Source organism: uncultured Rhodococcus sp. (assembly GCF_963525155.1).
In the GTDB taxonomy this organism is placed as follows: Bacteria; Actinomycetota; Actinomycetes; order Mycobacteriales; family Mycobacteriaceae; genus Rhodococcus_F; species Rhodococcus_F qingshengii.
The window spans coordinates 1-9,452 of sequence record NZ_CAURKP010000186.1; the positions used below are offsets into that span (position 1 = coordinate 1).

Genomic DNA, 9,452 nt, shown 5'->3' on the forward strand with positions numbered 1-9,452 from the left:
ACGTGGGGGAAATTTGTAACCGTGTCCCGGCCCACACCGCCGTCAGATCGACCCTTTACGCCACGATCTGTTGCTCCCCCACACAAAATCGCAGTACAAGCGCGGTTTTCGAATAGACGTGAGCGGGACGAGGTCTGGTCGTGCGCTGCAGTTCGACCAGGGTGGAGGAAAGTGGAGGGCCGAGTGGAGCGAAGTGGAGGAAGCCCGCGGGCATGCCCTGAGGCAGCAGGAGTGGCGAGTGATTCGCTCGCACGTCACTGATTCACTCGATGGATTGCCGGCGCACAAGTACAACACCAACCGCAACGGCGTGTGGTCGTCCGTGCCCTGAAGAGGGCGTCACGTCCGAACTGCATCACTCTCGAAGTACACCCGAAGAAGGGCGGGAGAGCTAGTCCTGCTCGAACCTGCGTTTGAATCGATCTTCCATCCGCGACGAGAATCCGCCGCCGGACTTCCGGCCGCGTCCCCGCCCGGATCCGCCGGCACTACCCCTACCCGGCGGACCGGAGGGATGATTGCCACCTTCGGAGGCGGAGTCGGCGGCCGGCGCAGACTTACGTCCACCACCCCAGAGGAACAACACCCCTGCGCCGAACATGAACAAGAAACCGAACAGGCTGATGATCGGAAAACCGCCCGGCTTGAGCGGGAGTGCAACCCCCGCGATCAGCAGGACCAGACCCAGCACGAATAGAGCCGCTGCTTGGAACCGCCGTCTACTCGACGGCGCCCGCATACGGCCGCCCCTCACATTGGAGGCGAACTTGGGGTCTTCGGCATAGAGAGCGCTCTCGATCTGATCGAGCATGCGCTGCTCGTGCTCGGAGAGTGGCACGGTACCTCCCCCGGCACTGGAAGTTTGGCAACCACCCCACGGTGTGAGGCGGCGGGTAATCAAGTTGGACGATTACCTGTTTTCATAATACGAGCAGTTTAGGTCTCGGACCACCAACTCCGGGTACGAGTTCCGCCACAAGCGTACGTATTCGTGCCGAAGGGCCCCGATTCGGCTCCATTTGCCTGTGCGGACCAGGAAATTCCCCGGAAACAACTGCCGACACGGACCATTTGTTCACGACGCTCGCAAATGCTCGGACGCGTCCTGACCGATGAAATCTTCGACCGCCGTGAGAAAACGGCCGACCTCGGCGAAGAATGCGTCGGAATCGGAGTCCGTGATCACGATCGACACGCCGGTTTCCACGGCCGCACGCGTAGAGGACCACCCTGCGAAGAACTTCGACCACGCTCCGAACGCGGGCGCTGCGGCGTCCATCAGAACCCACGCGTTTCCGCTTCGCTTGCGCTTCGAGCCGGCACCGGCAGGAGCTGCGGCCAACACTGCCCCGGCACCACGTAGGGCCGCCAGGTAGGCACACCGGAACCGGTCGGCAGGATCGCCCGCCCCAATCGCTTCCTCGAGAAGCGCATCCGCCTTCCGGAGCAGCCCCCACGCCACACCGGACTTTCCCACTCGAGCAGTGCGGTCGCTGGCGTCCCTCGCGCCGAAGGACCGCCTCGCCGACATCGGCAATCGAGAAATTGCGGCATCCGACGGACTCGACAACTCGGCAGGAAGAGTTCGTTGGCACTTCACACGTTCAGGCTTCACACGCTCGGACATCGGGGCACCTCCTGCACCGTGAGGATCCAAGACCAGGTGGGCCGGAGATGCCCGCTTCCCTTCGGGCATCTCCGGATCACCCACATCGAACATCTGTTCGACCTATTCAATATAACTGCACCCACCGACACGCCGTCAAGAGAAGAGGTGAGACCGGTCGACCCGCAGATCGCCTGGACACCACATACGGTCGACCTCGATCGCGCAGAATTCGCGAGTCGACTCCACGAGGCACTGGCCGTGTACGTCACCGCGATGGACTATCCGCGAGGAACCGAGTTCCATCGCGCACCGATGTGGCAGGAGCACGCGAACCGGCCTGGCTGGAAGGCAGTCGGCGCTTTGGCGGTTCCTCAGCAACCGTCACACGAAAATCTGCCGCTGGTGGGGATCGCTTACGGGTATCGCGGGAGCCCGGACCAGTGGTGGCATCAACAGGTACTGCACGGGCTTCGGCGCTCGGGTCGTCCCCAGAGCGAGATCGACGCGATTCTGAGCGACTACTTCGAACTCACCGAACTCCACGTGCATCCGAACGGACAAGGTCACCGGTTGGGCGAATCGCTCTTGCGTCACCTCCTCGTCGATCGACCCGAACGCAGTGTTCTGTTGTCGACACCCGAGGTGTACGACGAGGACAACCGAGCCTGGCGGCTGTACCGTCGCCTCGGCTTTCGTGACGTGCTCCGCAGATTTCGTTTTGCCGGCGACAACCGGCCGTTCGCAGTCCTCGGCCGTGAACTCCCGCTGTGAGCGCGCTTCTCGACGCCGTCGTCGTCGGCTCCGGACACAACGCGCTCGTATCGGCCGCCTACCTCGCACGCGAGGGTTGGTCGGTCGAGGTTCTGGAGAAGGACACGGTTCTCGGCGGCGCCGTCTCGACCGTCGAGCGATTTCCCGGATACAAGGTGGACCGGGGGTCGTCGGCACACCTCATGATCCGACACAGCGGCATCATCGAGGAACTCGGACTCGGCGCGCACGGACTGCGCTACATCGACTGTGACCCGTGGGCGTTCGCGCCGCCCGCCCCGGGCACCGACGGGCCGGGCATCGTGTTTCACCGCGACCTCGACGCAACCTGCTGGTCCATCGAACGAGCATGCGGGACAAAGGACGCCGACTCCTACCGGCGATTCGTCGCGGTCTGGTCGGAGCGCAGTCGACATGTCATGAAAGCGTTTTCCGCACCGCCCACCGGATCGAACCTGATCGGTGCGTTCGGAGGTCTCGCCACCGCACGCGGCAACAGCGAACTGTCTCGGCAGTTCCTCGCGCCTGGCGACGCACTGCTCGACGAGTATTTCGACAGTGAGGCACTCAAGGCAGCGCTTGCGTGGTTCGGCGCCCAGTCCGGGCCTGCGATGTCGGAACCGGGAACCGCTCCGATGGTCGGCTTCGCGGCCCTCATGCACGTCTTGCCGCCAGGGCGAGCAGTCGGTGGAAGCGGCGCACTGAGTGCTGCGCTGGCCTCCCGGATGGCTGTCGACGGCGCCACGGTCGCGCTCGGTGACGGCGTGACGTCGATCCGCCGAAACTCGAGTCACTGGACCGCCACAACCGAGAGCGGTCGAGAAGTTCACGCTCGCAGGGTAATCGCCGGGTGCCACATCCTGACCACGCTCGACCTCCTGGGCCGAGGGGGCTTCGACCGAACCACGCTCGATCACTGGCGGCGGAAAATCAGGGTCGGCCCCGGCATCGGCGCGGTACTTCGACTGGCGACATCCGCGCTTCCGTCGTACCGCGGCGACGCCACGACACGGGAAAGTACCTCGGGATTGCAATTACTCGTCTCCGATCGCGCACACTTGCGCACTGCACACGGCGCAGCACTGGCGGGGGAACTTCCTCCTCGCCCTGCGGTTCTCGGAATGAGTTTCAGCGGAATCGATCCCACGATCGCCCCGGCCGGTCGGCATCAGGTGACACTGTGGTCGCAGTGGCAACCGTATCGCCTCAGCGGACATCGCGATTGGGCATCGGTCGCCGAGGCGGAGGCCGACCGGATCGTCGGCGAGATGGAGGCTTTCGCACCCGGGTTCGCCGATTCCGTCCTCGACCGGTTCATTCAGACCCCCCGGGACATCGAGTCGGAATTGGGGATGATCGGCGGAAATGTCATGCACGTCGAGATGTCACTCGATCAGATGATGTTGTGGCGACCGCTTCCGGAACTGTCCGGCCATCGCGTTCCGGGAGCAGACGGGTTGTATCTGACCGGAGCATCGACTCATCCCGGTGGCGGTGTGTCCGGAGCCAGCGGTCGCAGTGCGGCTCGAATCGCGCTGTCGGACAGCCGCCGGGGCGCGACTCGTCGTTGGATGCGTCGTTCGAGCAGGTCGTGAAGGTCACCCGCCGAACTTCACCCGCCGACACGCCCCCGCCTCGATGACTGGCTACGCCACGGCTGGCACGATGACCACTGTGCAACAGTCCACCGATCCCGCCGCCAAGCCGACCAGTCGGAAACGTTTCCTGACGGTTGCCGCGCTCGCCCTCATGCTTGTTCCCTTGCTGGCCGGGTGCATCCGCGTGCAGGTGTCGATGGGAGTGTCCGCGAACGATCGTGTGACCGGACAGGTAGTAGCTGCCGCTATTCCGGCGAACGAGGCGGACAAGGGTCCGCAGCTGACCCCACCTTCGTCGCTGGAGGACAAGATACGGGTTCAGGAGTACAAGAAGGACGGGTACGTCGGCAGCCAGGCGTTCTTCAGCGACTTGTCCTTCGGTGACGTCGCCCAACTGGGCTCCATGTACGCCGAGGGGTCCGGGTCGTTCCAGATCACCCTCAAGCGATCCGGGGACACCGTCACGCTCGACGGCAAGGCAGACCTGAAGACGGTTCCAACTCAGGGCGCCGACGTCCAGGTCAGCATCGCCTTCCCGGCACGGGTCGGCACGACCAACGGAACACGAGACGGCGATTCCCGGGTGTCGTGGACCTTGCCCGCCGGCGAGGTGTCGACAATGCGCGCCGAGGTCAACTACGCGGACCCAAGCACCCGAAGCTTCGCCGGGTGGGCAGGAATCATGGCCGGGCTGGCGCTCGGTGTCGCGATTGTCGTCGGTGCAATGGCCTGGATGGCGCGCAATCGAGCACCGATCAAGCGGGCTCCCGCCGCGAAAGCACCGGCTATGAAGACGCCTGTCACGAAATCACCTGCCAGCAAGCAAGCTGACACCAGGAATCCGAAAAACACCACGAAGTAACGCCTGGCGATTGCCCCCTCGATTGGTGTCGAGCGGGGCAACCGGGATCAGACGGCTTGCGCTGTCCCGACAGAGGTGTCGGGGGTGAGACCGAGTCGCTCGAGGACCTCACTGGTGGCGCGCGCGAAGTTCAACGTGATGAAGTGCAGGCACGGAGCGCCTTCGGCGATCAACCGCTCACCCATCTCGGTGGCCAGATCGATGCCGAGTTCGCGGACCGCTGCACGGTTCTCGTCCGGACCGCTTCCGGCCGCGGCGTCGAATCGACGCTCGAGAGCGGGGGGCAATGACGAGCCCGAGAGCTCGAGCATGCGCCGCACCGAGCGTAGCGACGTCACCGGCATGATCTCCGGGATGATCGGCTTGGCGCCCTGTTCTGCGTCGTACGCACTCACCCGGTCACGAAGACGCAGGTAGTCCTCCACGTCGAAGAACATCTGTGTGATCGAGTACTCGGCGCCGGCACGCAACTTCGACACCAGGTACTTCGTGTCGTATGCCAAGTCCGGAGCGCGGTAGTGCCCCTCGGGGAACGATGCGACGCCGACGTGGAAGTCGCCCAGGTCACGGACCATCCGCACGAGTTCCTCGGCGTACTCGACGCCTTCGGGATGCTTCTTCCACTCGCCGAGCGGATCGCCGGGCGGATCGCCGCGCAATACGAGGATGTTGCTGATCCCACGATCGGCGTAGGCACCGACCATGGCGCGAAGCTCTTCGGTGCTGTGTGAGACAGCAGTCAGGTGAGCAACCGGCAGCAGGGTCGTCTCTTCGGCAAGTTCGCCGGTGACACGCACCGTACGATCGCGCGTCGAGCCACCTGCGCCGTAGGTCATCGAGACGAACGCCGGTCCGAGCCGCTCGAAGGTACGCACCGCACGCCACAGGCGCGCTTCGGCGTCCGCGTCACGCGGCGGCGAAAACTCGACCGAGAACGGAATACGGCTACCTGTCGAGGAAGCGATCCGATCGACGATCGACGGTGTTCGGGTGGCCCACCCCTCGCTGGAGCGGCCCCTGACTGGATCGAATGTCACCGGTCAAGCATATGTTTTCCCGCTGCAAACAAGCTCATCGCCCAGGACTGCGTATCCCGAATGTCAGGATCGCGCAGTTCACGGCCCGACCCGCCGTTGATTCCAACCCCTACTAAGCTGGGCCCCAAGCTCGCTTCCGTGTAACCATCCGGCGCGAGAACATACCGATCTTGGAGGCCACCCTGTCCGCAGGAACCGCGCGCGTTGGACAGAGTTCGACCAACACCGCACCGCATCCGACCTCACTCGAACTGCCAGGTCTGTTCGAAGCAGCGCTCCGCGACTTCTTCGCTTCACGCCGCGAACTCGTCTCGAACATCGGCGGTGGATACGAGGAGGCCGTCAGCACCCTCGAGGCCTTCGTCCTGCGCGGAGGAAAGCGCGTCCGACCGTCGTTCGCCTGGACGGGATGGCTCGGCGCCGGAGGCGACCCGAACGGTAAGAACGCAGACGCGGTGATTCGTGCGTGCGCCGCCCTCGAACTGGTGCAGGCCTGCGCGCTCGTCCACGACGACATCATCGACGCATCCACGACCAGGCGCGGCTTCCCGACCGTTCACGTCGAATTCGAGGACCAGCACCGAGACGAGGAGTGGAGCGGCGATTCCGCGCACTTCGGCGAGGCCGTCGCCATTCTTCTCGGCGACCTGGCCTTGGCCTGGGCGGACGACATGATCCGAGAATCCGGGATCAGCCCCGAGGCGGCCGCACGTGTCAGCCCGGTCTGGTCGGCAATGCGGACCGAGGTGCTCGGTGGCCAATTCCTCGACATCAGCAATGAAGCCCGAGGCGACGAGACCGTCGAGGCAGCCATGCGGGTCAACCGCTACAAGACCGCCGCGTACACGATCGAACGCCCACTGCACCTCGGCGCCGCGCTGTTCGGTGCGGACGCCGAGTTGGTCGATGCCTACCGGACCTTCGGCACGGACATCGGTATCGCCTTCCAACTTCGCGACGACCTGCTCGGTGTCTTCGGAGATCCGTCCGTCACGGGCAAACCGTCGGGCGACGATCTCATCGCCGGTAAGCGAACTGTCCTGTTCGCGATGGCGCTTGCCCGCGCCGACGCCGCAGATCCGGCGGCAGCAGAACTGCTCCGCAACGGAATCGGCACCCAGCTGACCGACACCGAGGTCGACACTCTGCGCCAGGTGATCACCGATCTGGGCGCCGTCACCGACGTCGAAACGCAGATCGACACCCTCGTCGAGGCAGCTGCGAACGCCCTCGACTCGAGCACGGCAACGGCAGATTCCAAGGCTCGCCTGACCGACATGGCGATCGCGGCCACGAAGCGAAGCTACTGATCGTGGCACACGTGCACCGCACTCGAACCGTCAGCTCGCCGACCGATCGAGTCGTGATCGTCGGCGCGGGACTTGCCGGACTGTCTGCGGGGTTGTATCTGCGTGGCGCCGGCCGCGACGTCACGATTCTCGAGAGCAACAGCTCGGTCGGTGGGCGAGTCGGTGTCTACCAGGGCAATGACTACAGCATCGACAACGGCGCAACGGTGCTCACGATGCCCGAACTCGTCGAAGACGCGCTTGCGGCCGTCGGTGCCGACCCAGCCTCGACAAACCCCAAATTCGTTGTGCACAAGCTCGATCCGACGTACCACGCGCGATTCGCAGACGGCACCGCTCTCGATGTCCACGCCGATCCAGAAGACATGGCTGCCGAGGTCTCCCGTGTCTGCGGGCCGGAAGAAGCGCAGCGATACCGTGCGTTGCGGCGATGGCTGAACCGGATCTTCGACGCGGAATTCGACCGCTTCATGGACGCCGACTTCGATTCTCCCCTCGGACTGGTCAATTCGCGTGACGCAGTCAAAGATCTGAGCCGGCTCGTCGCACTGGGAGGATTCGGGAAACTGGGCGGGCAGGTGGATCGCAAGATCCGCGACCCTCGCCTCCGGCGGATCTTCACCTTCCAAGCGCTGTATGCGGGCGTTGCTCCGTCTCGGGCCCTCGCGGTGTACGGGGCGATCGCTCACATGGACACCTCACTCGGCGTCTACTTCCCCGAGGGCGGAATGCGCACGATCGCCGAGTCGATGGCCGACGCCTTCACCGAGGCCGGCGGAATTCTGCATCTCGGCCGCACTGTCGAACGCCTCGAGGTGAGCGATCGGCGCGTGCACACCGTTCACACACGCGACGGCGAGCGCTTCGACTGTGACGCCGCCGTCCTCACTCCCGACATGGCCGTCACGGACTCGCTCTTGCGCCCACATACGCGATTGCGTCCGCGCCCGGTGCGTACATCGCCGTCCGCCGTCGTGATTCACGGCACTGTTTCCTCCGCGGTCGCCGACGAATGGCCCGCGCAGCGACACCACATGATCGACTTCGGCGAGGCGTGGAAGCGCACCTTCGCCGAGATCACGGCACGCCGCGGCCGCGGGCGGCTGATGAGTGATCCGTCACTGCTCGTCACCCGACCGGCGCAGACCGACCCGAGCCTGGTCTTCTCGCGAGACGGCCGGATCCGTGAACCGCTGTCAGTCCTCGCGCCGTGCCCGAATCTGGACAGTGCGCCGCTCGACTGGGAAGTTCTCGGCCCGGCCTACGTGCGTGAAATCATCCTCACGCTGCAAGAACGTGGCTATACGGGACTGGTGGAGGGGTTCGATATCGATCACATCGACACCCCGCAGACCTGGCTCGAAAAGGGCATGGCCGCGGGTAGCCCGTTCGCGGCGTCACACACCTTCACCCAGACGGGGCCGTTCCGACGCAAGAACCTCGCCCGCGGCTTCGACAACGTCGTTCTCGCCGGATCGGGAACCGTTCCGGGGGTGGGAGTACCGACCGTTCTGCTGTCCGGACGGCTCGCCGCCGAACGTATTACCGGTACACGCGAGCGAGCCAGCGCGGTGGGCACTCGTGCGAGCAACTAAACTAGCCCCTCGTAACCGACCATTCATCCACGATTCACCGACTCGGGCGCTGCATGCGCCGATCGACACCGATCTCCTCGGGGGAGGAACCTGCACCGATGACGTCCTCTGCCGCAGCCACTGAAAGACCGTGGCACCTAAGGGCCGCCAATTTCCTTCGGACTCCCGAAGGTCACAGTGCACTGCTCGGTTTCTTCGGCGCAGTCATGATCACTTTCGGCGGATTCGGTGCCGGTAGCGTCCGGCGCCAAGATCCGATGCTCGAGTCGATGCATCTGTCCTGGCTCCGTTTCGGACACGGATCGATTCTGTCGGCGGCCATCGTCTGGATCGGTGTCCTGTGCATGATCGCCGCCTGGGTTCGACTGGGCCGCTCGACTCTGCGCGGTGACGTCTCGTTGCGCGGCCTGCGCTACGTCGTCCCGGTCTGGACGTTTCCGCTGCTGTTCGCGGTGCCCATGTTCAGCCGTGACGCCTACTCCTACCTGGCGCAAGGCGCGTTGTTGCGCAACGGCTTCGACCCGTATGCCGTCGGCCCCGTCGTCAATCCGGGAATCCTGCTCGACAACGTCTCCAACGTGTGGACGACGACAACTACCCCGTACGGTCCGGTTCACCTTCTCCTTGCCGACGCAATCGTTCGGCTGACCGGTGAGAACGTCATCGCCGG

The 9,452-nt window shown here is 64.6% G+C and carries 9 protein-coding genes; 6 read left to right on the top strand and 3 right to left on the bottom strand.

Annotated elements, in window-relative coordinates; translation table 11 throughout:
• Positions 1-391 precede the first annotated feature (391 nt).
• Both RWT78_RS24855 and RWT78_RS24860 read right to left on the bottom strand, forming a co-directional pair.
• Positions 392-838: a DUF3040 domain-containing protein gene (locus RWT78_RS24855; protein ID WP_003941660.1), complete on the bottom strand. Its 447-nt coding sequence runs from the start codon at positions 836-838 to the stop codon at positions 392-394.
• 237 nt (positions 839-1,075) lie between these two features.
• A complete protein-coding gene (locus RWT78_RS24860) occupies positions 1,076-1,627 on the bottom strand; it encodes an SAV_6107 family HEPN domain-containing protein (protein ID WP_223304500.1) in 552 nt (183 codons plus the stop codon).
• 147 nt (positions 1,628-1,774) lie between these two features.
• On the opposite strand from RWT78_RS24860, the gene RWT78_RS24865 reads away from it, so the two are divergent.
• The 3 genes from RWT78_RS24865 (at position 1,775) to RWT78_RS24875 (ending at position 4,840) form a co-directional block, all read left to right on the top strand.
• A complete protein-coding gene (locus RWT78_RS24865; protein WP_314681637.1) occupies positions 1,775-2,380 on the top strand; it encodes an N-acetyltransferase in 606 nt (201 codons plus the stop codon).
• Positions 2,377-3,975 (top strand): NAD(P)/FAD-dependent oxidoreductase, encoded by a 1,599-nt coding sequence (locus RWT78_RS24870; protein WP_314681638.1) that lies wholly within the window; start codon positions 2,377-2,379, stop codon positions 3,973-3,975. The genes RWT78_RS24865 and RWT78_RS24870 overlap by 4 nt, the downstream gene beginning before the upstream one ends.
• A 70-nt stretch (positions 3,976-4,045) precedes the next feature.
• A complete protein-coding gene (locus tag RWT78_RS24875) occupies positions 4,046-4,840 on the top strand; it encodes an LppM family (lipo)protein (protein ID WP_073512231.1) in 795 nt (264 codons plus the stop codon).
• 47 nt (positions 4,841-4,887) lie between these two features.
• On the opposite strand, the gene RWT78_RS24880 is transcribed toward RWT78_RS24875, so the two are convergent.
• Positions 4,888-5,877, bottom strand: coding sequence for a methylenetetrahydrofolate reductase (locus RWT78_RS24880; protein WP_003941803.1), 990 nt, complete (start codon positions 5,875-5,877; stop codon positions 4,888-4,890).
• A gap of 170 nt (positions 5,878-6,047) precedes the next feature.
• Between RWT78_RS24880 and RWT78_RS24885 the strand changes: the two genes are divergently transcribed.
• The 3 genes from RWT78_RS24885 to mptB form a co-directional block, all read left to right on the top strand.
• Complete coding sequence (locus tag RWT78_RS24885) at positions 6,048-7,187, top strand: polyprenyl synthetase family protein (RefSeq protein ID WP_314681642.1); 1,140 nt, start codon at positions 6,048-6,050, stop codon at positions 7,185-7,187.
• 2 nt (positions 7,188-7,189) lie between these two features.
• Complete coding sequence (gene crtI, locus RWT78_RS24890; RefSeq protein WP_050655811.1) at positions 7,190-8,782, top strand: phytoene desaturase family protein; 1,593 nt, start codon at positions 7,190-7,192, stop codon at positions 8,780-8,782.
• Positions 8,783-8,880: 98 nt separating this feature from the next.
• Positions 8,881-9,452 (top strand): polyprenol phosphomannose-dependent alpha 1,6 mannosyltransferase MptB (mptB, locus tag RWT78_RS24895; protein WP_314681645.1); only part of this gene is annotated, 572 nt, incomplete at its 3' end.